Here is a 20237-nt window from a genome sequence, read left to right as displayed (position 1 = left end):
GTGCGCCCGGGCGCGGCCCAGACCAAGTCGCTGCGCGCCGACGCGCCGAAGAAGAAGGCCGCGGCCAAGCCCGCGAAGGCGGCGGCGAAGGACGGCCGGGTGAAGGTGGAGCTGACGCCGAAATCCGGCGCCAAGCCCGCCGCCAAACCGGGCACCAAGACGCTCGGCGCCGGCGCCACGGCGCCCCAGCCGCTGTCCGGCTCCATCGGCCGCAACGCCCAGCCGGCCGGCGCGTCCGCGTTCTGAAGGCCTGATCCCGCGCCATGACCGATCCGCGCCGCCCGGAGCCGTTGCCGCTTGTCCTGCTCACCGGCTTCCTCGGGGCGGGCAAGACCACGCTGCTGAACCGCCTGCTGCGCGATCCGGCGCTTTCGGGCGCCGCGGTGCTGGTGAACGAGTTGGGCGAGATCGGCGTCGACCATCTGCTGGTGGAGCACGCGGAGGAGGGCGTGATCGCGCTCGCCGGCGGCTGCCTGTGCTGCGGCGTGCGCGGCGAGCTGGTGGACGCGCTGGAGAACCTGCTGCGCGCCCGCGACAACGGCCGCCTGCCTCCGTTCGACCGGCTGGTGATCGAGACCACCGGCCTCGCCGACCCCGCGCCCGCGCTGCAGACGCTGATGCTGCATCCCTATCTGGCGCTGCGGTTCCACATCGCCGCCGTGGTGACGGTGGTGGACGCCTCCGACGCCGGCGCGACGCTTGCGACCTCGCCGGAGGCCGCCCGCCAGGTCGCCATGGCCGACCGGATCGCGCTCTCCAAGACCGACGTGGCGACGCCCGACCAGATCGCCGCGGCCCGCGCGGGCGTCGCCCGGCTCGCGCCCACGGCGGAGGTGATCGACGCTCAGGGAGCGGACGCCGCGGCCCTGATCGCGCCGGTGGAAGGCCCGCGCCGGGGCCTCGACGCTGCGCCGCTCGGCCATGGCGCGGTGCGCTCCGTCAGCATGGAGAGCGAGGCGCCGCTGACCCGCGCGGCCTACGATCTGTTCGTGGAGCTGCTGCGCTCGGCCCACGCCGCCAAGGTGCTGCGGCTCAAAGGGCTGATCCGTCTGGTGGAGGAGCCGGACCGGCCGCTGCTGGTGCAGGGCGTGCGCCACGTGTTCGCGCCGCCGCGCTTTCTGGACGCCTGGCCGGACGAGGACCGCCGCACCCGACTGGTCGCCATCGGCGAGAATCTGGACCCCGGTCTGCTCGCCGGCCTCTACGCCGCTTTCGCCGGACAGGTGGCGCCGGACCGGGCCGACCGGGCGGCGCTGGTCGCAAGCCCGCTCACGCCATCGTCGGGCGGCCTGCTCGGCTGAGGCGACCCTCCGCTCTGGACACCGCCCGCCGTGGCGGGCTTCATGGGCGGCGAACGGACAACGATACGAACGCGCCGAAGCCGCTTCGTCAGGCTTCAAGGCGCGCTGCGGGAGGTGGTTCATGGCTCGGGCGTCTCGGCTCACGCGGGAATGGCGCTGCGTCACCGGCGCTCTGCGCGCGCTGAAGGCGACCACCCACATCGGGCGCAACCGCTCGCGCGTGTTCCCGCACGTGGTGGCCGAACTCGCGGCGACCCATGGCGACCGCGTGGCCCTGATCTCCGACCGCGAGACCTTCACCTACGCCGAGCTCGACGCCCGCGCCAACGCCTACGCCCGCTGGGCCAAAGCGAACGGCGTCGCCAAGGGCGACGTGGTGGCGCTGATGTCGCTCAACCGGCCGGACTATCTGGCCTTCTGGGTCGGCGTCACACGGGTCGGCGGCGTGGTGGCGCTGCTCAACACCAACCTCACCGGCGCGCCGCTCGCTCATTGCGTCAGCATCGTCGCGCCGAAACACGTGGTGGTGGGCGCTGAACTCGCGGCGGCCTACGCCGAGGCGGAGGCGCGGGTGACGCATCAGCCCCGGCCGCAGGCCTGTCGCCATGGCGGCGAGGCGCAGCGCGGGCCGCGCGCCGACCACGCCGCGGAGGCGCTCGACGGCGCGCCGCTGCCGCCGGAGGAGCTGCCGGCGCTCTCCATCGACGACCGGGCGCTGTTCATCTACACCAGCGGCACCACCGGCATGCCCAAGGCCGCCAACATCAACCACTACCGGCTGATGGCGATCTCCCACGGCTTCATGGGCGTGATGGGCGTGCGCGCCGACGACCGCATGTACGACTGCCTGCCCATGTACCACACGGTCGGCGGCGTCATCGCGGCCTGCGCGCCGCTGCTGGTGGGCGCCTCGGTGGTGATCCGGGAGCGGTTCCGCGCCAGCGCGTTCTGGGACGACGTGGCCGCCACCGAATGCACCATGATCGAGTACATCGGCGAACTCTGCCGCTACCTGATCCACACCCCGGTGAGCGCGGGCGAGACGCGGCACAAGGTGCGGCTCGCCTGCGGCAACGGCATGCGGCCGGACGTGTGGCCGACCTTCGTGGAGCGCTTCCGCATCCCCCGCGTGCTGGAATGGTACGCGGCGACCGAGGGCAACGTGGCGCTGTTCAACTTCGACGGCGCCGAGGGCGCGGTCGGGCGCATCCCGTTCTACATGAAGCGCAAGTTCCCCACCAAGGTGGTGCGCTTCGACATGGAGGCGGGCGAGCCGGTGCGGGGGCCGGACGGGCGCTGCATCGAATGCGCGCCGGGCGAGGTGGGCGAGATCATCGGGCGCATCCTCAACGATCCGTCCAAGCCCTCCATGCGCTTCGAGGGCTACGCCGACCCGGAGGCCACCCGCCGCAAGATCCTGGCGGACGCCTTCGAGCCCGGCGACCGCTGGTTCCGCACGGGCGACCTGATGCGCAAGGACGCGCAAGGCTACTTCTACTTCGTGGACCGCATCGGCGACACCTTCCGCTGGAAGGGCGAGAACGTGGCGACCTCCGAGGTCTCCGAGGCGATCTCGGTGTTTCCGGGCGTGCGGGACGTGAACGTCTACGGCGTGCGCATCCCCGGCTATGACGGCCGCGCCGGCATGGCGCTGATCGCGCCGGCGGAGGAGGGCGTCGACCTTCAGGCCCTGCACGACCACGTGCGCCGCAGCCTGCCCCATTACGCCCGCCCCGTGTTCCTGCGCCTCGCCCCGGAGGTGGAGGTCACCGGCACGCTGAAGCAGCGCAAGGTCGATCTGGTGGACGAGGGCGCCGACCCCGCCCGCACGACGGATCCGCTCTATTTCGCCCACCCCAACGAAAACCGCTACGCCCCCCTCGACGCCGCGCTCTACGACGCGATCGTGACGCAGCGCATTCGGCCGTAAGCGAGCCGCGGGCTGAGAGGGCGCGCGAGGTTGCGATGCGCCGTCACTTTCTTGTCCCGGCCCTGAGCCGGGACCCAGAAACGCTGGCGTTTCCGGAATGCGCGAAACCGTCGCCATGGCCTTGAGACGGCGGGCGTCTGGGTCCCGGCTCAGGGCCGGGACAAGAAAGTGGGCGCGCCTCCGTCAGCCCCTCCCGCGACCTTTCGTCTCGACAAGAGCTTCGACCGCTTCTAACCTCACCCCCATTCCGAGGGGCGTCCGGCTGCAATGCCGGGCTGAGATGGCGCGACGCCGATCCCTTAGAACCTGATCCGGGTCATGCCGGCGAAGGGACGGGAGCTTGTGGCCGCGCGGCGTGAGCGCGGCCTCCCAGACTTTTTCGTCACCATCCCGGATCTCCTGAACGATAACATCGAGGAGGAGATCCCCCATGAACGTCCATGTTCCGCCGAAGGACGCGAAGGCCGCGCCGGAAAGCGTCACCACCGGGCCGATCTTCGGCTCCCGCAAGGTCTACGCCGCGCCGGCGTCCCATCCGGAGCTGCGGGTGCCGTTCCGCGAGATCGCGCTGAGCGACCCGAACGAGCCGCCGGTGCGGGTCTACGATCCGTCCGGCCCCTACACCGAGACCGACCCGGCGATCGATCTGGCGAACGGCCTGCCGGCGGTGCGCGAGGCGTGGATCGCGGCGCGCGGCTACGCCAGCGTCGCCGGCCGCGCCGTGAAGCCCGAGGACAACGGCAACGTCTCCGCCGAGCGTCTGGTGGCGCCGTGTCCGGCGACCCGCGCGATCCGCGAGGCGGCCGCGGGCCAGCTCGTCACCCAGTACGAGTTCGCCAAGGCCGGGATCATCACCGAGGAGATGGTCTATGTGGCGTTCCGCGAGAACCTCGCCCGCGAGGCGGCGGTCGCCGGCTCCGACGAGCGCCGGGCGGACGGCGAGGATTTCGGCGCCGAGATCCCCGAATTCGTGACGCCGGAATTCGTGCGCTCGGAAGTGGCGCGCGGCCGGGCCATCATCCCGGCCAACATCAACCACGTCGAACTGGAGCCGATGGCGATCGGCCGCAACTTCCTGGTGAAGGTCAACGCCAACATCGGCAATTCGGCCGTCACCTCGGGCGCGGCGGAAGAGGTGGAGAAGCTCGTCTGGGCCATCCGCTGGGGCGGCGACACGGTGATGGACCTCTCCACCGGCCGCAACATCCACAACATCCGCTCCTGGATCATCCGCAACTCGCCGGTGCCGATCGGCACGGTGCCGATCTATCAGGCGCTTGAGAAGGTGGACGGCGATCCGCTGAAGCTCGACTGGGAGGTGTTCAAGGACACGCTGATCGAGCAGGCCGAGCAGGGCGTCGACTACTTCACCATCCACGCGGGCGTGCGCCTCGCCCATGTGCCGCTGACCGCGAACCGCGTCACCGGCATCGTCTCCCGCGGCGGCTCGATCATGGCGCGCTGGTGCCTCGCCGGGCATCGCGAGAGCTTCCTCTACGAGCGCTTCGACGAGATCTGCGACATCATGCGCAAGTATGACGTGTCGTTCTCGCTGGGCGACGGCCTGCGGCCCGGCTCCATCGCCGACGCCAACGACGCCGCCCAGTTCGCCGAGCTGGAGACGCTGGGCGAGCTGACCAAGATCGCCTGGGACAAGGGTTGCCAGGTCATGATCGAGGGCCCCGGCCATGTGCCGATGCACAAGATCAAGGCCAACATGGACAAGCAGCTCAAGGTGTGCGGCGAGGCGCCGTTCTACACGCTCGGGCCGCTCACCACCGACGTGGCGCCGGGTTACGACCACATCACGTCCGGCATCGGCGCGGCCATGATCGGCTGGTTCGGCACCGCCATGCTCTGCTACGTCACGCCGAAAGAGCATCTCGGCCTGCCGAACCGCGACGACGTGAAGACCGGCGTCATCACCTACCGCATCGCGGCCCATGCGGCGGATCTCGCCAAGGGTCATCCGGCGGCCAAGCTCCGGGACGACGCCCTGAGCCGGGCGCGGTTCGACTTCCGCTGGGAGGACCAGTTCAACCTCTCGCTCGACCCGGACACCGCCCGCGCCTACCACGACGAGACCCTGCCGAAGGACGCGCACAAGGTGGCGCATTTCTGCTCCATGTGCGGGCCGAAGTTCTGCTCCATGAAGATCACGCAGGACCTGCGCGCCGAAGTCCGCGCCCAGAACGTCTCGTTCGAAGCGGAGGCGGGCATGAAGCAGAAGTCGGAGGAGTTCCTGAAGCAGGGCGGCGCGCTCTACGTCGCCGCCGAGTGACGGGCTGAGGCGTCCGAGCGACGCCAAGCCAAACCGTCATGCCCGGCGAAGCCGGGTATTCCCGACGTTCTGCCGGGTGAAAACCTGAGCGGCGAAGTCGTGGATACCCGAGGCCAAGCTCGGGCATGACGGCGTTCCTGAACGCTCAAACAGCGTCCCGATGGTTCAACGGGACGCTCGTCGCGTCCGCTTTCGGCGGACAAAAAAAGAGAGGCGGCGCGCAAGTCCGCGCCGCCCCTCTCACGTCACTTTATGGCCGCGCAGGCGACGCGGGCGCCGGCGTTGCCGATCGGCTGGGAGATGTGGTCGTCCTTCTCGGCGTGGATGATCAGCGCCGAGCCGTCGCCGTCCTTGAGCTGGTCGAGCTTCACCAGATTGGTGAACAGCGCCGCCTGCGCCGAGCCGTCCGAGAGCACGATCAGGTTCGGCAGGTCGCCCGGCTCCGGCCCGTTCGGGTTCAGCAGCCCGTGCTTGCCCTCGCCATGGCCTTCGTGCGACCCGGCCTTCTTGAACTCGCCGTGGTCGGAGCAGTCGCCCTTTTCGTGCAAGTGCAGGCCGCGCTTGCCCGGCGGCAGCGCGCCCGCCTCGACCGTGATGTCGATGAGCACGCCGTGGGGCGAGGCCGTGAACGACGCCTCGCCGATGCGCTTGCCCTCCTTCCCGAGGATTTCGTACGTGTCGGGAGCGGGGGCCGACGCGGCCTGTCCGGTCGCGGCGGCGGCCTGACCCGGCGCCGTGGTGGTCTCCTGCGCGGTGGCGGGGGTCTGCTGTCGCACCAGCCCCTTCGCTGTGGGTTCGGCGAAGGCGGCGGGGGCGGCGAGGCTCGCCACGGCGATCAGGCCGGCGGCGGCGAAAGGAAGGTTCATGACGCGTCTCCGTCGTAAGCGCGGCCGGGTTCGCCCCGGTCCTGTCACGGGCTCAATGGCCCGTCCGACGGGTTGGTTCCTTGACGAAACGGCGCCGCGTCCGTGATCGCGGACCCGCTTCCCCGGTTTGAGGCCACGCTCGGCGGCGCGTTCGAGGCCTCGGGCGTCGGGCTCCACACCGGCCGGATCACGCGGCTCAGGGCCTCGCCCGCGCCGGAAGGCCACGGCGTGCGCTTCTTTCGCGCCGGCAAACGCGGCGTGGCGGAGGTGCCGGCGCTGTGGCCGAACCGGCGCTCGCGCCCGCTCTGCACCGCGCTGCAGGTGGGCGACGGGCCGCTGGTGCGCACGGTGGAGCATCTGCTGGCCGCGCTGTCGGCGCTCGCCATCGACAACGCCCGCATCGACCTCGACGGCGAGGAGCTGCCGATCCTCGACGGCAGCGCCGCGCCCTGGTGCGAGCGCATTCTCGCGGTCGGCCGCGTGGAGCAGGCCGCGCCGCGGCGCTACCTCAAGGTGCGCAAGCGCGTCGCCCATGCGGAGAAGGCGCACCGGCTGCGGATCGATCCGGCGGAGCGGTTCGAGCTCGAGGTGGCGATCACGCTGTCCCATTTCGGCCAGCTCAAATGGACCGGGCGGCCGACGCCGGACGTGTTCCCACGCGAGCTTGCGCCGTCGCGCAGCTTCGGCCGGCTGAAATGGGCGCTGCCGGCCAAGATTCTCGGCTTTTTCCGGCGCTTCGGCGAGCCGGTGCTGAGGGGCGCGAGTTCCGAGAACGTGGTGGCGCTCTATGGCGCGGGCGCGGTCGGCGGCCTGCGCATGCCCGACGAGCCGGTGCGCCACCGGGCGCTCGATCTGGTGGGCGATCTGGCGCTCGCCGGCCACCCGCTGCTTGGCCGGGTGTTCGCCTCCCGGCCGGGGCACGATCCGAATTACGGCCTGCTGTCGGCTCTGATGCGCGACCCGGACGCGACCGAACTGGTGGTCGTCGGCGACGACGGCGCGCTGCGCCGGGGTTGAGCGCGTACGTAAACGGCGGACGAGGACGCCCCAAACGCCGTCATGCCCGCGCCTTCGCGCGGGTATCCACGACTTTGACGACACAGACGCCTGAACGCTCAAGTCGTGGATGCCCGAGACAAGCTCGGGCATGACGGTCGAGTAGGACATCGCCGATCCGACCCGCCGAATTCCGCGTCAGTCCCGGTCGCGGGCGTCCGTCACGGGGTCGGGCGTGGGCAGGCGGTGGCCGGAGACCTCGACGCCATCGGCCGGCGTCAGCCGGGCGAACAGCAGGATCGAGGCGGCCGAGATCACGCCGATGGCGATGAAGGCGAGCGGGAAGTCGCCCGCGCTCAGCGTCGCCGCGCCGCTGAGCGCGAGCTGCGCCTCCAAGAGGCTCGCGGCCACCGTGACGCCGAGCGCCAGCGACACCTGCTGCGCCACGCTTGCGAGGCTGGTGGCGCGGCTCATGTGGGCGCCGTCCACGTCGGCGTAGCCGAGCGCGTTGATGGCGGTGAACTGCAGCGAGCGGAAGAAGCCGCCGATCAGCAGCGCGGCGAGGATCAGGCTGGAGGGCGTCTCCGCCGAGAACCACGCCGGCAGCGTCATGAAGCCCGCGGCGAGCGCGGCGTTGCCGACCAGCACCGCGCGGAAGCCGAGCAGCCTGAGGATGGGCTTCGCCGCGAACTTCATGGCGAGCGCGCCGAGCGCGGAGGCGAAGGTGAGCATGCCCGACTGGAACGCCGTGAGCCCGAAGCCGACCTGAAACAGCAGCGGCAGCAGGAACGGCGCGGCCCCGACGCCGACCCGGAACAGCGAGCCGCCCAGCACCGAGACGCGGAAGGTGCGGCTCCGGAACAGGCCGAGATCGAGGATCGGATGCGCCGCGCGGCGCGCGTGCCGGATGTAAAGCGCGAAGGCGGCCGCGCCGCCGACCAGCAGGCCGACCGACCAGAGCTTCGGGATCACGTCGATGCCGAGCGTGGCGGAGCCTGCGACCAGCGCCGCCAGCCCGACCCCCGACAGCACGAACCCCGGCCCGTCGAACGGCGTGCGCTCCTCCGCCCGGACGTCGGGGATGTAGAGCGTCGCGAGCACGAGGCCGAGCGCCGCGATCGGCAGGTTGATCCAGAAGATCCAGCGCCAGGAGAACCATGTGGTGATGAAGCCGCCCACCGGCGGCCCGAGCACCGGGCCGATCAGCGCCGGAATGGTGAGCCAGGCGAGCGAGCCGACGAGCTCCGATTTCGGCACCAGCCGCAGGATCACCAGCCGGCCGACCGGCGCCATCATGGCGCCGCCGACGCCCTGCACCACGCGGGCGGCGACGATCTCGCCCATGCTGGACGACAGGCCGGCCAGCAGCGAGCCGAAGGCGAACAGCACGATCGCCCCCCGGAACACCAGCCGCGCGCCGAGCCGGTCCGCCATCCAGCCGGACACGGGGATGAACACCGCGAGGCTGAGCAGGTAGGAGGTGAGGGCGAGCTTCAGGTCGATGGGGCTGACGCCCATGTCCTGCGCGATCGCCGGCAGCGAGGTCGCGAGCACCGTGGAGTCGAGATGCTCCATGAACAGCGCGCAGGCCACGATCAGCGGCACCAGAATGCGGCCGGGAACGGAGGCGGGCGCGCGGATCGGCATGGGGGCTTTCGGACCGGGGGAGAAGAAGAGGTGAAATGAGCGGAGGATCATTTAGTCCCACGCGCGCTGGGCCGCGAGGGGCGTTCCCGCACGGCGGGTCTGTGCGAAGGGCGGGACCCGCGATTGCGGGGCAGGGGCGACGTCATCGGGCGCGACGGGGTGGCCTTCGGCGCGCGATGGGGGACAAGGTGGTCCGAACGAGGTTTGGAGCAAGGGGAGCGGGCATGGGCGTGGCGTCGCCGCAGGGCTGGGCCAGATTCGCCTGGCAGTCGGATTACGGGCAGTTCTATCTGGTGGATTGCGGCGACGTCGCCTTCGAGGCGCCGGTCGAGATCACGCCCCAGATGGAACAGACCGGCGTCGCCACGCCGAAGGCGGGTCTGGTCGTCTACACGCAAGGCTGCCTGCAGCAGCACATCCAGATCGCCATCTACGCGTCCGAACCGGAGGGAAGCCCCGTCGAGCCCCTGAGCGGCAGGCCGTGGACGCGGGTTTCCACCGCGACGGCGTCGTTTCCGTCGCGCGCCTTCGGGCTGTCGAGCCCCTCGTTCCCTCATCCGCTGCCGGCGGGGCCGCTGTTCGTTCTCGACGCCGAGCGCGTGAACGTCCGCATCGAGTGGATGGAGCACCCGGAGGGCCGCGACGACAGCGTTCCGGTCGAGCCGGACGTGATCGCGGTGACGCTCTGGCCGGCGTGACAGGGCGTTCGGGCGGCGTCGCCCGCGGGCGTGGTTTTTCGCCGTTTTTCGTGGGAACGCATTGCGCGCCTCATCCAAAAGCCTAATCTTTCTCCCCTGAGGCGGACCCGGCCGCGGAAGCCGGGACGCATGGGACAGGCGGGAGAACGGGTGTGGGCGCCTATCGCAGCGACGTCGGCGGCGAGCGTTACGTGTTCGCCGATCTGAAGGAGCTTCTGGCCAAGGCCTCGCCGCGCCGGTCTGGCGACGAGCTGGCGGGGCTTGCGGCCGAGACCGACGCCGAGCGCGTCGCCGCCCGCTACGCGCTGGCCGACCTGCCGCTCACGACCTTCCTCTCCGAGGCGCTCGTTCCTTACGAGGAGGACGAGGTCACCCGCCTCATCGTCGACGGCCATGACGCGGAGGCTTTTGCGCCGGTGGCCCATCTCACCGTGGGCGGTTTCCGGGACTGGCTCCTAAGCCACGAGGCGGACGCGGCGGCGCTGGCGGCGCTGTCGCCGGGCCTGACGCCCGAGATGGTGGCCGCCGTCTCCAAGCTGATGCGCAATCAGGACCTGATCGCGGTGGCGAAGAAGCGGCAGGTGGTCACCGCCTTCCGCACCACGCTCGGCCTGCCGGGCCGGCTCGGCTCGCGGCTGCAGCCGAACCATCCCACCGACGATCTGCGCGGCATCGCCGTCTCGGTGCTGGACGGCCTGCTCTACGGCGTGGGCGACGCGGTGATCGGCATCAATCCCGCCACCGACAACGTGCCGAACGCCATCGCGCTGATGGAGATGCTGGACGCGCTGCGCCAGTCCTACGACATTCCGGCGCAGACCTGCGTGCTGACCCATGTGACCAACGCCATCGAGATCATGAACCGCCGCGCGCCGGTGGACCTCGTGTTCCAGTCGGTGGCGGGCTCCGAGGCCGCGAACCGGGGGTTCGGCGTCGATCTCGCCGTGCTGAAGGAGGCCCACGAGGCGGCGCTGGCGCTGAAGCGCGGCGTGGTCGGCCAGAACGTGATGTATTTCGAGACCGGCCAGGGCGCGGCCCTCTCCGCCGACGCCCATCACGGCGTCGACCAGCAGACCATGGAGACGCGTGCCTATGCGGTGGCGCGGGCGTTCGATCCGATGATCGTCAACACCGTGGTCGGCTTCATCGGCCCGGAATATCTTTACGACGGCAAGCAGATCATCCGCGCCGGGCTCGAAGATCATTTCTGCGGCAAGCTGCTCGGCCTGCCCATGGGCTGCGACGTCTGCTACACCAACCACGCTGAAGCCGACCAGGACGACATGGACGGCCTGATGACGTTGCTGACCGTCGCCGGCGTCACCTTCCTGATCGCGGTGCCGGGCGCGGACGACGTGATGCTCAACTACCAGAGCCTGTCGTTCCACGACATGCTCTACCTGCGCGCAACCCTCGGCGTGAAGGCCGCGCCCGAGTTCGAGGCGTGGCTGGAGCGCATGGGCATGGTGGGGCCGGGCGGCCGCATCGAGGAACTGGCGCCGAGCGATCCGCGCATGACGCGCCTGCTCGACCACGCCCGCCGCGTCGCCTGAGGAGCGCGCCCCATGACCGACGACGCCGGAACCCCGAAGGCGAACGCCCCGAAGGTCGCCGATCTCTGGACCCCGTTGCGCGCCGCGACCAGCGCGCGGGTGGGGCTCGGCCGCAGCGGCGACGCCCAGCCGCTGGGCGCGGTGCTCGAGTTCCAGCACGCCCACGCCAAGGCCCGCGACGCGGTCCACACCCCGCTCGACGCCGACGACCTCGTGGCGGCGCTGAAGCCGTTCGAGACGATCACGGTCACGAGCCAGGCCGCGGACCGCTCCTGCTACCTCCGCCGCCCGGATCTCGGCCGCCGGCTGGACCCGGGCTCGAAGCCGGCGCTGGAGGCGGCGGGCGACGGCTTCGACGTCGTGTTCGTGGTGGCGGACGGTCTTTCGGCCACCGCTGTGCAGATGCACGCCGCCGCCGTGGTGCATGCGGCCGCGGAGCGGCTCTCCGGCTTCACGCTGGCGCCGGTGGTTGTGGCGCGGCAGGGGCGGGTGGCGCTCGGCGACGAGATCGGCGAGGCGCTGGGCGCAAAGCTCTGCGTGATGCTGATCGGCGAGCGGCCGGGCCTGTCGGTGGCGGAGAGCCTCGGCGTCTATCTCACCTACGAGCCCCGCAAGGGCCGGCGCGACAGCGAGCGCAACTGCATCTCCAACATCCATGGCAAGGGCGGCCTCACCTACGCGCTCGCCGCCGACAAGCTGGCCTGGCTCGCCCGCGAGGCGCTGCGCCGGCAGGTGACGGGCGTGAAGCTGAAGGACGACGTGGCGCTCGCCGCCCCCGACGCCGCCGGCCTGATCGAAGACGTGGGCTGAGGGCCGGTTTTGGGACGGCGTCCGGGTCCGGTTCCCCTCACCGTCATGCCCGAGCTTGCCTCGGGCATCCACGACTTGAGCGTTCAAGCGTCTGTGTCGTCAAAGTCGTAGATACCCGCGCGAAGGCGCGGGCATGACGGTGAGCGCGGTGTCGCGCGGCGCGTTATGCTTCATGCGTCGCTTCCCCCACACTGTGTCGTTTCCCCCTCACCCGGAGGGCTCGCGCCCTCCGACCTCTCCCCGCTGGGGAGAGGTGACGCAGGCGGCTCCGTCCTTCACCTCTCCCCGGCGGGGAGAGGTCGGCGCGCAAGCGCCGGGTGAGGGGGAGGCCCGGCAGCCCGCGTAGCGTCCTCAGCGCCTGAACCGGACGCCTCGGTCACATCGATGCGGCGCGCCCGACGCCCCCTCCGTCCGGCTGCGGCGGAGCGCCGCTTGAAAAGCGGGGCTGTTCGGCGCAGCCGTCATTTGCGCGGCGACGCCGTCGTGATAAAGGTCCGCGCCACTTTCCACGACCCGTTTCGCGCGAGATCACCGCGCGACGCGACTGGGGCGCACGCCGGCGGGCGGCGCCCGGGCGCGCTCGGCGTCACATTGAGGAGGCCTGGCATGGCGCGCATCGAAGACGTTCTGGCGCGGGAAGCGCTCACCTTCGACGACGTGCTGTTGCGTCCGGGCCTGTCGGACGTGATGCCCGGCGAGGTGGACCTGCGCTCGCGGGTCACCAAGACCATCGCGCTCAACCTGCCGATCATCTCCTCCGCCATGGACACGGTGACCGAGGCCCGCATGGCCATCGCCATGGCCCAGGCCGGCGGCGTCGGCGTCATCCACCGCAACCTCGAGCCCGAAGAGCAGGCCGCCCATGTGCGGCAGGTGAAGAAGTTCGAGAGCGGCATGGTGGTGAACCCGGTCACCATCGCCCCGACCGCGACGCTCGCCGAAGCCTTCGAGCTGATGAAGCGCAACGGCATCTCCGGCATTCCGGTGGTGGAGGGCTCCAACGGCCGCTCGGGCAAGCTGGTCGGCATCCTAACCAACCGCGACGTGCGCTTCGCCACCAACATGCGCCAGCCGATCTCCGAGCTGATGACGAAGGACAACCTCGTCACCGTGCGGGACGGCGTGAACCAGGACGAAGCCAAGCGCCTGCTGCACCATCACCGCATCGAGAAGCTGCTGGTGGTGGACGACGCCTACCACTGCGTCGGCCTGATCACGGTGAAGGACATCGAAAAGGCGGTCGCCAATCCGAACGCCAACAAGGACGCGCAGGGGCGCCTTCGGGTGGCCGCCGCCACCACGGTGGGCGACAAGGGCTACGCCCGCGCCGAGGCGCTGATCGACGCCGGCTGCGACCTCGTGGTGGTGGACACCGCCCACGGGCATTCCCAGCACGTGCTCGACGTGGTGGCCCGCATCAAGCGCATCTCGAACGAGGTGCAGATCGTGGCCGGCAACGTCGCCACCGGCGACGCCACCAAGGCGCTGATCGACGCCGGCGCGGACGCGGTCAAGGTCGGCATCGGGCCGGGCTCCATCTGCACCACCCGCATCGTGGCGGGCGTGGGCGTGCCCCAGCTCACCGCCATCATGGAAGCGGTGGAGGCGGCCAAGAAGGCCGACGTGCCGGTGATCGCCGACGGCGGCATCAAGTATTCGGGCGATCTCGCCAAGGCCATCGCCGCCGGCGCGGACGTGGCCATGGTGGGCTCGCTGCTCGCGGGCACCGACGAGAGCCCCGGCGACGTGTTCCTGTGGCAGGGCCGCTCCTACAAGTCCTACCGCGGCATGGGCTCGGTGGGCGCCATGGCGCAAGGCTCGGCGGACCGTTACTTCCAGGCCGAGGTCAACGACCGGCTGAAGCTGGTGCCGGAAGGCATCGAGGGTCAGGTGCCCTACAAGGGCCCGGTCGGCGCGGTGCTGCACCAGCTCGCCGGCGGTCTGCGCGCCGCCATGGGCTACGTGGGCGCGGCCACCCTGCCGGATCTGCACGAGAAGGCCCAGTTCGTGCGCATCTCCGGCGCGTCGCTGCGCGAAAGTCACGTCCACGACGTGACCATCACCCGCGAGAGCCCGAACTACCCCAGCATGGTGTAAGCTCCCGGCCGGCGAGGCTTTGGGAGGAAGCGCCATGGCGACCGGCGGGCGGAAAGACGCTCTCGCGGCTGCGCTCGATCGTCTGAGGGCCGCGCCGCCGCCGAGGTCTTTTGTCTCGAAGCCTCAGGCACGGGTCGGCGTGCGGCTTATGTCGCCGGCGGAGCGCCTCGCTTTTGCCGATGACATTCGTTCCCCTTCAAAGCCGACTGGAGAAGACTCAACCGATCTGATCCGGCGCGATCGCGACGCCCTATGACGATCGTCGGCGCGAGCGCATCTGGAAGCGAAAGCGGACTGCGTCGCGCACGTCCGTCATGCCCGCCACAGGCGGGTATCCACGACTTTCGGTTCGCGGACGCTTCGACGTTCAAGTCGTGGATGCCCGAGGGCCAAGCTCGGGCATGACGGCGAGTGTCGATCTTCACCCGACCTCTTCGGCCTGCCCGTCGTTTCCGCTTTCGCACAAAGGCCATCCATGTCCGTCGCCGCCATTCTGTCTCCGGTCTTCGCGCTCGTGGCGCTCGCCTTCGGCCTGCTGGTCTGGATGGGCGTCGCGCGCTGGGGCGCGGTGAGGGCGGGGGAGGTCCGGTCGACCGGCGGCTCCACCCGCGCCATCCAGTGGCCGAAGCGCGCGCAGGCCGTCAGCGACGCGTTCCACAACCAGCTCGAACTGCCGCAGCTGTTCTATCTTCTGGTCGTGCTGGCGCTGATCACCCGCGCGGCCGATCTTGTCTTCGTGCTCCTGTCCTGGCTGTTCGTGGCCTCCCGCTACGCCCACGCCGTCGTCCACACCGGCTCCAACGAGGTCCGGCTGCGGTTTCCGCTGTTCCTTGCGGGCGTCGTGATCCTCGCCGTCCTGTGGCTGACGTTCGCGCTGCGCGTGCTTCTGCTCTCCGCCTGAAAGCTCTTCGCTCATGACCCCTGCCGCCCACGCGCTCGCCGCCATCGAGGTTCTGGACGAGATCGCCGCCCGTCCCCGTCCCGCGGCGGAGGCGCTGAAGGACTGGGGCCGCAGCCACCGCTTCGCCGGCTCCGGCGACCGCGCCCGCATCGCGAGCCTCGTCTATGACGCGCTGCGCGCCCGCGCCTCGCTCGCCTGGCGCATGGGCGACGACAGCGGCCGGGCGCTGACGCTCGGCGCTCTGGTCTTCACCCGCGGCGCCGCGCCGGACGCGCTGTCCGTCGCCTTCGCGGAAAGCGCCCACGCCCCCGCGCCGCTGACCGAGGGGGAGCGTTCCGCGATCGCCGGCGCCAGCCTCGACGGCGCGCCGGCCCATGTGCGCGGCGACTATCCCGAATGGCTCGACGCCCCGCTCGCCCGCGTGTTCGGCGAGGACCGCGCGGCGGAGGGCGCGGCGCTCGCCCAGCGCGCGCCGCTCGATCTGCGCGTCAACCTGCTGAAGGGCGACCGGGCCAAGGCGGAGCGCGCGCTCTCGCACCTCAAGCCCGCGCCCACGCCGCTGTCGCCCTGGGGCCTGCGCGTGCCGCTGAGCGACGATGGGCGCGGGCCCCCGGTGCAGGCGGAGCCCGCCTTCCTGAAGGGCCTCGTGGAGGTGCAGGACGAGGGCTCCCAGCTCGCGGCGCTGATCGCGGCCGCGGGGCCGGGCCTGCAGGTGGTGGATCTCTGCGCCGGCGCCGGCGGCAAGACGCTGGCGCTCGCCGCCGCCATGGGCAACCGCGGCCAGCTCTACGCCTACGACGCCGACATCCGCCGCCTCGCGCCGCTGCAGCAGCGGGCGGAGCGGGCGGGCGTGCGCAACCTTCAGACCCGCGCGCCCAAGGGCGAGGCCGACGTGCTGGCCGATCTCGCCGGCCGCGCCGATCTGGTGCTGGTGGACGCGCCCTGCACCGGCACCGGCACCTGGCGCCGCAACCCGGACGCCAAGTGGCGCATGCGCCCGGCCGCGCTCGAGCTGCGCAACGCCGAGCAGGACGAAGTGCTGGAGCGCGCCGCGGGGCTGGTGAAGCCCGGCGGACGGCTGGTCTACGTCACCTGCTCGCTGCTCGCGGAGGAGAACGAGGATCGCGTCGCCGCCTTCCGGGCGCGCCATCCGGAGTTCGCGCCCGTTCCGGCTGTGGAGGCGGCGGTGGGCGCGGGCGCGGCCCCGCTCGCCGCCCACGCCACCGCTAGCGGCGCCGAGCTGCTGCTGATCCCGCGCCGGGACGGGACCGACGGCTTCTTCGTGGCGACGCTGCGCCGGGCTTGACGCCCGCGCGCGCCGGTCCATCTGCCGTCATGAGGGACGGCGAGGCGGAGCCATGCGCGCGATGGGCAACATTCTCAAGCTGGTGGCGGTCGTGGTGATCGCGGCCCTCGGCTACTGGTCGTGGTACGCGTCCTACGGCTCGAACCCGGAGGAGCGCGTCGGCGCGGCGCTCACCCGCTGGATGCCGGGGCCGGTGAAGGACTGGGGCTGCGGCCACCTGACCCAGCGTTTCGGCCCCCGCGCGCCGACCGAATGCGCGCCGTCGGCCGTCCGCGACGGCGTCCCGCTCTAAAGGCCGCGCCGACGCGCTCAAATTTCGCAGGGGTCATGCGCTTGGGACCGTTGCCCGCGGCGGGGCGTTCGCGCTAGTCAGACGCATGACCGCAGACGCCGCCCACGACCGCATCCTCATCATCGATTTCGGGTCGCAGGTGACCCAGCTCATCGCGCGCCGCGTGCGCGAGGCGGGCGTCTACTGCGAGATCACGCCGTTCCAGAACGCGGCCGAGGTGTTTCCCACCTTCGGCGCCAAGGGCGTGATCCTGTCCGGCGGCCCCGCCTCGGTCGTGGACGTGGGCACGCCCCGCGCGCCCCAGGCGGTGTTCGACAGCGGCCTGCCGGTGCTCGGCATCTGCTACGGCCAGATGACGCTGGCCGAGCAGCTCGGCGGCATCGTGGAGAGCGGCCATCACCGGGAGTTCGGCCGCGCCGACCTGAATGTGGTGGCGCCGTCGCGCCTCTTCACCGGCGTGTGGGAGGACAAGAGCCGCAACCAGGTGTGGATGAGCCACGGCGACCGCATCGCCCAGATGCCGGCCGGCTTCCGCATCATCGGCATCTCGGAGAACGCGCCCTTCGCGGCCATCGCCGACGAGACCCGCAACTATTACGGCCTGATGTTCCATCCCGAGGTGGTGCACACCCCGGACGGCGGCAAGCTGCTGACCAACTTCGTGCGCGACATCTGCGGCTGCTCCGGCGACTGGAGCATGGCGGCCTATCGCGAGGAGGCGGTGGCCCGCATCCGTGCCCAGGTGGGCGAGGGCCGGGTGATCTGCGGCCTGTCCGGCGGCGTCGACTCGGCGGTGGCGGCGGTGCTGATCCACGAGGCGATCGGCGACCAGCTCACCTGCGTCTTCGTCGATCACGGCCTGATGCGCCAGAACGAGGCGGAGGAGGTGGTGAGCCTGTTCCGCGGCCACTACAACATCCCGCTCGTCCATGTGGACGCGGGCGACACCTTCCTGTCCGCGCTCGCCGGGACCGACGACCCCGAGGTCAAGCGCAAGACCATCGGCCGCCTGTTCGTTGAGGTGTTCGAGGAGGAGGCCAAGAAGATCGGCGGCGCCGACTTCCTCGCCCAGGGCACGCTCTATCCGGACGTGATCGAGAGCGTCTCCTTCACCGGCGGCCCGTCCGTGACCATCAAGTCGCACCACAATGTGGGCGGCCTGCCGGAGCGGATGAACATGAAGCTGGTGGAGCCGCTGCGCGAGCTGTTCAAGGACGAGGTGCGGGCGCTCGGCCGCGAGCTCGGCCTGCCGGACGCCTTTGTCGGCCGCCATCCGTTCCCCGGCCCCGGCCTCGCCATCCGTTGCCCGGGCGAGGTGACGCGCGACAAGCTCGAGATCCTGCGCAAGGCCGACGCGATCTATCTGGACGAGATCCGCAAGGCCGGCCTCTACGACGCCATCTGGCAGGCCTTCGCGGTGCTCTTGCCGGTGAAGACGGTGGGCGTGATGGGCGACGGCCGCACCTACGAACACGTGCTGGCGCTGCGCGCCGTGACCTCGGTCGACGGCATGACAGCGGACTTCTACCCCTACGACATGAACTTCCTCGGCCGCGCCGCGACCCGCATCATCAACGAAGTCCGAGGCGTCAACCGCGTCGTCTACGACGTGACATCGAAGCCCCCCGGGACGATCGAGTGGGAATAATTTTTGCCCCTCCGGGCGTATCCGAAATCACGCTACAATACGACATAAGCCAATGAAAATGCTGAAAAAATCTCTCTGAGACTTTCAGCATCTATCGCCGGGTTAGCCTCCCGTTTGACGGTATGGCTGGCGGTATGGCGCGTCTTGTCTCAACCGAAAAACGCATATACCGTCAGGGGCAAGAGAGCTTCTGACGGTATATTTTTTGGCATAAACACTTGTAAATGCTGAATAAAAATCCTGTCAGGCGACCCAATTTTGGCCTGACGGTATAATTGGGTGCTCTCCTGCATTTTTTGACCGATCTGGAGGGTGCAGATGCTGACCGACACCGCCATCAAGGCACTGAAACCAAAAGATAAATTATACAAGATTGTGGATCGTGACGGTATGTACGTCGTGGTCCAACCTTCGGGTTCAATCGTGTTCCGCTTGGACTACCGGCTCAACGGCCGTCGGGAGACCTTGACGTTGGGCCGTTATGGCCCGGCGGGTCTGTCTCTGGCGAGGGCGCGCGAGAAGCTGATTGATGCCAGGCGCGCGATTTCCGAGGGTCGCTCGCCGGCGCAGGAAAAGCAGCGCGAGAAGCGGAGGATCAAGGAAGCCAAGAGCTTCGGCCAGTTCGGCGAGCGCTGGCTTCAGGAAGCGAGGATGGCGGACAGTACACGCGCGATGCGGCGGTCGATCTTCGAGCGCGACATCCTCCCGGCGTTTCGCAATCGACAGCTAACCGAGATCCTGCCGGAGGATCTGCGCGGGTTGTGCGCGAAGGTAAAGGAACGCGGGGCGCCGGCAACAGCGGTCCACGTCAGAGACATTGTGAAGTTGGTATTCGCCTTCGCCATCCTGCACGGGGAGAAGGTCGCCAACCCGGCCGACGAGGTTGGCCCATCGTCGATCGCAACCTTCGTGCCGAAGGACAGGTCGCTATCTCCCGCGGAGATCCGCATCATGCTCGGACAGCTTGAGCATGTCCCGACGCTGCCGACGATCCGTCTCGGGATAAAGCTGATTCTGCTCTCGATGGTGCGAAAGAGCGAATTGCAGGATGCAGTCTGGGACGAGGTCGATTTTGAGAACGCCGTCTGGTCGATCCCCAAGGAGCGAATGAAGCGCTCGAAGGCGCACAACGTCTATCTATCGCAGCAAATGCTCGACATCTTCGTCGCTCTCAAGACCTGCGCCGGTAACTCGAAATACGTCCTGCCGTCGCGCTACGACGCTGACGCGCCGATGTCGCGGGCCACGTTCAATCGGGTCACGACGGCGGTGGTGGTGCGGGCCAAGAAGGAAGGAATGCCGCTGGAGTCCTTTACGGTTCACGATCTCCGACGCACCGGCTCGACTCTGCTGAACGAACTGGGCTTCAACAGCGACTGGATCGAGAAGTGCTTGGCGCACGAGGATGGCCGATCCTCACGGGGCATCTACAACAAGGCGGAATATGAGCATCAGCGCCGGCACATGATCCAGGAATGGTCCAACATCGTGGACGCTTGGGTCGTGGGGGAGAAATACACGCCGACCCTTTATCCGCCGACAATGGACCTGCTTACGCCTGAGCCGGATGTTTGATGGGGCGGGTCTTGCGAAGCTGGACATCGGGCATGGGTGCGCGTTTCACGGTTTTCGCGCGCGAGGCGCGGCGGCGCTCCTCGAGCCAGGCTTCGACTTCGGCGAGGTCCCAGACCACGCAGCGAGACGTAAGATAGAAGCGCTGCGGAAATTCACCGCGCTGTTCCATGTCGTAGATGGTCGTGTCGGCCAACGGGACGATTTGCCGAAGCTCATGGCGCCGGATGGTCCGTGTCACGGCGGGAGGTTCTTGTGATTTCATCAGAGGACTCCGTCAGCCATTGGGTTCAACGGATAGAAGTCGATAGACGACGTTGAAAGAAAGCCCGGATTGAG

General features: G+C 69.7%; 16 protein-coding genes, 1 pseudogene and 1 riboswitch. Of the genes and pseudogenes, 14 read left to right on the top strand and 3 right to left on the bottom strand.

Features of this window, described 5'->3' with window-relative positions; all coding sequences use genetic code 11:
* The 4 genes and pseudogenes from ACFQ4O_RS00580 to thiC form a co-directional block, all read left to right on the top strand.
* Positions 1 to 246, top strand: a pseudogene (locus ACFQ4O_RS00580) (D-alanyl-D-alanine carboxypeptidase family protein); the annotation flags it as partial.
* A gap of 17 nt (positions 247 to 263) precedes the next feature.
* Positions 264 to 1301, top strand: coding sequence for a CobW family GTP-binding protein (locus ACFQ4O_RS00575; RefSeq protein ID WP_378773636.1), 1038 nt, complete (start codon positions 264 to 266; stop codon positions 1299 to 1301).
* Between the two features lie 121 nt (positions 1302 to 1422).
* Positions 1423 to 3231 (top strand): long-chain-acyl-CoA synthetase, encoded by a 1809-nt coding sequence (locus ACFQ4O_RS00570; RefSeq protein WP_378773635.1) that lies wholly within the window; start codon positions 1423 to 1425, stop codon positions 3229 to 3231.
* Between the two features lie 240 nt (positions 3232 to 3471).
* Positions 3472 to 3581, top strand: a riboswitch (TPP riboswitch).
* A gap of 80 nt (positions 3582 to 3661) precedes the next feature.
* Positions 3662 to 5512, top strand: a complete 1851-nt coding sequence (thiC, locus tag ACFQ4O_RS00565; protein WP_378773633.1) for a phosphomethylpyrimidine synthase ThiC — start codon at positions 3662 to 3664, stop codon at positions 5510 to 5512.
* Positions 5513 to 5757: 245 nt separating this feature from the next.
* Here thiC and ACFQ4O_RS00560 read toward each other — a convergent pair whose 3' ends face one another.
* On the bottom strand, positions 5758 to 6378 hold the full coding sequence (locus tag ACFQ4O_RS00560) for a superoxide dismutase family protein (RefSeq protein ID WP_378773632.1): 621 nt from the start codon (positions 6376 to 6378) through the stop codon (positions 5758 to 5760).
* A 102-nt stretch (positions 6379 to 6480) separates the two neighbouring features.
* Between ACFQ4O_RS00560 and ACFQ4O_RS00555 the strand changes: the two genes are divergently transcribed.
* Positions 6481 to 7395, top strand: a complete 915-nt coding sequence (locus ACFQ4O_RS00555) for a UDP-3-O-acyl-N-acetylglucosamine deacetylase (RefSeq protein WP_378773631.1) — start codon at positions 6481 to 6483, stop codon at positions 7393 to 7395.
* Positions 7396 to 7572: 177 nt separating this feature from the next.
* Here ACFQ4O_RS00555 and ACFQ4O_RS00550 read toward each other — a convergent pair whose 3' ends face one another.
* Positions 7573 to 9021: an MFS transporter gene (locus ACFQ4O_RS00550; RefSeq protein WP_378773630.1), complete on the bottom strand. Its 1449-nt coding sequence runs from the start codon at positions 9019 to 9021 to the stop codon at positions 7573 to 7575.
* Between the two features lie 224 nt (positions 9022 to 9245).
* On the opposite strand from ACFQ4O_RS00550, the gene ACFQ4O_RS00545 reads away from it, so the two are divergent.
* From ACFQ4O_RS00545 to ACFQ4O_RS00505, 9 genes are all read left to right on the top strand, one after another.
* The gene (locus ACFQ4O_RS00545; RefSeq protein WP_378773629.1) at positions 9246 to 9719 is read left to right on the top strand and encodes a hypothetical protein; all 474 of its coding nucleotides are present in this window, start codon (positions 9246 to 9248) and stop codon (positions 9717 to 9719) included.
* A 152-nt stretch (positions 9720 to 9871) separates the two neighbouring features.
* The gene (locus ACFQ4O_RS00540) at positions 9872 to 11272 is read left to right on the top strand and encodes an ethanolamine ammonia-lyase subunit EutB (protein ID WP_378773627.1); all 1401 of its coding nucleotides are present in this window, start codon (positions 9872 to 9874) and stop codon (positions 11270 to 11272) included.
* Positions 11273 to 11284: 12 nt separating this feature from the next.
* Complete coding sequence (eutC, locus tag ACFQ4O_RS00535) at positions 11285 to 12082, top strand: ethanolamine ammonia-lyase subunit EutC (protein WP_378773626.1); 798 nt, start codon at positions 11285 to 11287, stop codon at positions 12080 to 12082.
* A 606-nt stretch (positions 12083 to 12688) separates the two neighbouring features.
* Entirely contained in the window at positions 12689 to 14179 is a 1491-nt protein-coding gene (gene guaB, locus ACFQ4O_RS00530) for an IMP dehydrogenase (RefSeq protein ID WP_378773625.1), read from the top strand.
* Between the two features lie 475 nt (positions 14180 to 14654).
* Positions 14655 to 15080: an MAPEG family protein gene (locus ACFQ4O_RS00525; protein WP_378773624.1), complete on the top strand. Its 426-nt coding sequence runs from the start codon at positions 14655 to 14657 to the stop codon at positions 15078 to 15080.
* A gap of 13 nt (positions 15081 to 15093) precedes the next feature.
* Positions 15094 to 16386: an RsmB/NOP family class I SAM-dependent RNA methyltransferase gene (locus ACFQ4O_RS00520; RefSeq protein ID WP_378773623.1), complete on the top strand. Its 1293-nt coding sequence runs from the start codon at positions 15094 to 15096 to the stop codon at positions 16384 to 16386.
* Positions 16387 to 16447: 61 nt separating this feature from the next.
* Positions 16448 to 16678 (top strand): hypothetical protein, encoded by a 231-nt coding sequence (locus tag ACFQ4O_RS00515; protein WP_378773622.1) that lies wholly within the window; start codon positions 16448 to 16450, stop codon positions 16676 to 16678.
* 85 nt (positions 16679 to 16763) lie between these two features.
* Positions 16764 to 18326 carry a glutamine-hydrolyzing GMP synthase gene (guaA, locus tag ACFQ4O_RS00510; RefSeq protein ID WP_378773621.1) on the top strand — a complete coding sequence of 521 codons (1563 nt, stop codon included), beginning with the start codon at positions 16764 to 16766 and terminating at the stop codon, positions 18324 to 18326.
* A 318-nt stretch (positions 18327 to 18644) separates the two neighbouring features.
* Positions 18645 to 19901: a tyrosine-type recombinase/integrase gene (locus ACFQ4O_RS00505; RefSeq protein ID WP_378773620.1), complete on the top strand. Its 1257-nt coding sequence runs from the start codon at positions 18645 to 18647 to the stop codon at positions 19899 to 19901.
* On the opposite strand, the gene ACFQ4O_RS00500 is transcribed toward ACFQ4O_RS00505, so the two are convergent.
* Positions 19879 to 20163, bottom strand: a complete 285-nt coding sequence (locus ACFQ4O_RS00500) for a helix-turn-helix transcriptional regulator (RefSeq protein ID WP_378773619.1) — start codon at positions 20161 to 20163, stop codon at positions 19879 to 19881. The two genes, ACFQ4O_RS00505 and ACFQ4O_RS00500, sit on opposite strands and share 23 nt — an antisense overlap.
* Positions 20164 to 20237 lie beyond the last annotated feature (74 nt).

Origin of the sequence: Methylopila musalis, from assembly GCF_042679725.1 — a bacterium.
Taxonomy (GTDB): Bacteria; Pseudomonadota; Alphaproteobacteria; order Rhizobiales; family Methylopilaceae; genus Methylopila; species Methylopila musalis.
Note: the sequence above shows the minus strand (reverse complement) of the source record. Positions and strands in the feature narration are given on the sequence as shown.

Bases quoted from the DNA above. Each gene is read 5' to 3' on its own strand.
- ACFQ4O_RS00575 (WP_378773636.1), top strand. From the start codon at position 264: ATGACCGATCCGCGCCGCCCGGAGCCGTTGCCGCTTGTCCTGCTCACC.
- ACFQ4O_RS00570 (WP_378773635.1), top strand. From the start codon at position 1,423: ATGGCTCGGGCGTCTCGGCTCACGCGGGAATGGCGCTGCGTCACCGGC.
- thiC (WP_378773633.1), top strand. From the start codon at position 3,662: ATGAACGTCCATGTTCCGCCGAAGGACGCGAAGGCCGCGCCGGAAAGC.
- ACFQ4O_RS00560 (WP_378773632.1), bottom strand. From the start codon at position 6,378: ATGAACCTTCCTTTCGCCGCCGCCGGCCTGATCGCCGTGGCGAGCCTC.
- ACFQ4O_RS00550 (WP_378773630.1), bottom strand. From the start codon at position 9,021: ATGCCGATCCGCGCGCCCGCCTCCGTTCCCGGCCGCATTCTGGTGCCG.
- ACFQ4O_RS00545 (WP_378773629.1), top strand. From the start codon at position 9,246: ATGGGCGTGGCGTCGCCGCAGGGCTGGGCCAGATTCGCCTGGCAGTCG.
- eutC (WP_378773626.1), top strand. From the start codon at position 11,285: ATGACCGACGACGCCGGAACCCCGAAGGCGAACGCCCCGAAGGTCGCC.
- guaB (WP_378773625.1), top strand. From the start codon at position 12,689: ATGGCGCGCATCGAAGACGTTCTGGCGCGGGAAGCGCTCACCTTCGAC.
- ACFQ4O_RS00525 (WP_378773624.1), top strand. From the start codon at position 14,655: ATGTCCGTCGCCGCCATTCTGTCTCCGGTCTTCGCGCTCGTGGCGCTC.
- ACFQ4O_RS00520 (WP_378773623.1), top strand. From the start codon at position 15,094: ATGACCCCTGCCGCCCACGCGCTCGCCGCCATCGAGGTTCTGGACGAG.
- ACFQ4O_RS00515 (WP_378773622.1), top strand. From the start codon at position 16,448: ATGGGCAACATTCTCAAGCTGGTGGCGGTCGTGGTGATCGCGGCCCTC.
- guaA (WP_378773621.1), top strand. From the start codon at position 16,764: ATGACCGCAGACGCCGCCCACGACCGCATCCTCATCATCGATTTCGGG.
- ACFQ4O_RS00505 (WP_378773620.1), top strand. From the start codon at position 18,645: ATGCTGACCGACACCGCCATCAAGGCACTGAAACCAAAAGATAAATTA.
- ACFQ4O_RS00500 (WP_378773619.1), bottom strand. From the start codon at position 20,163: ATGAAATCACAAGAACCTCCCGCCGTGACACGGACCATCCGGCGCCAT.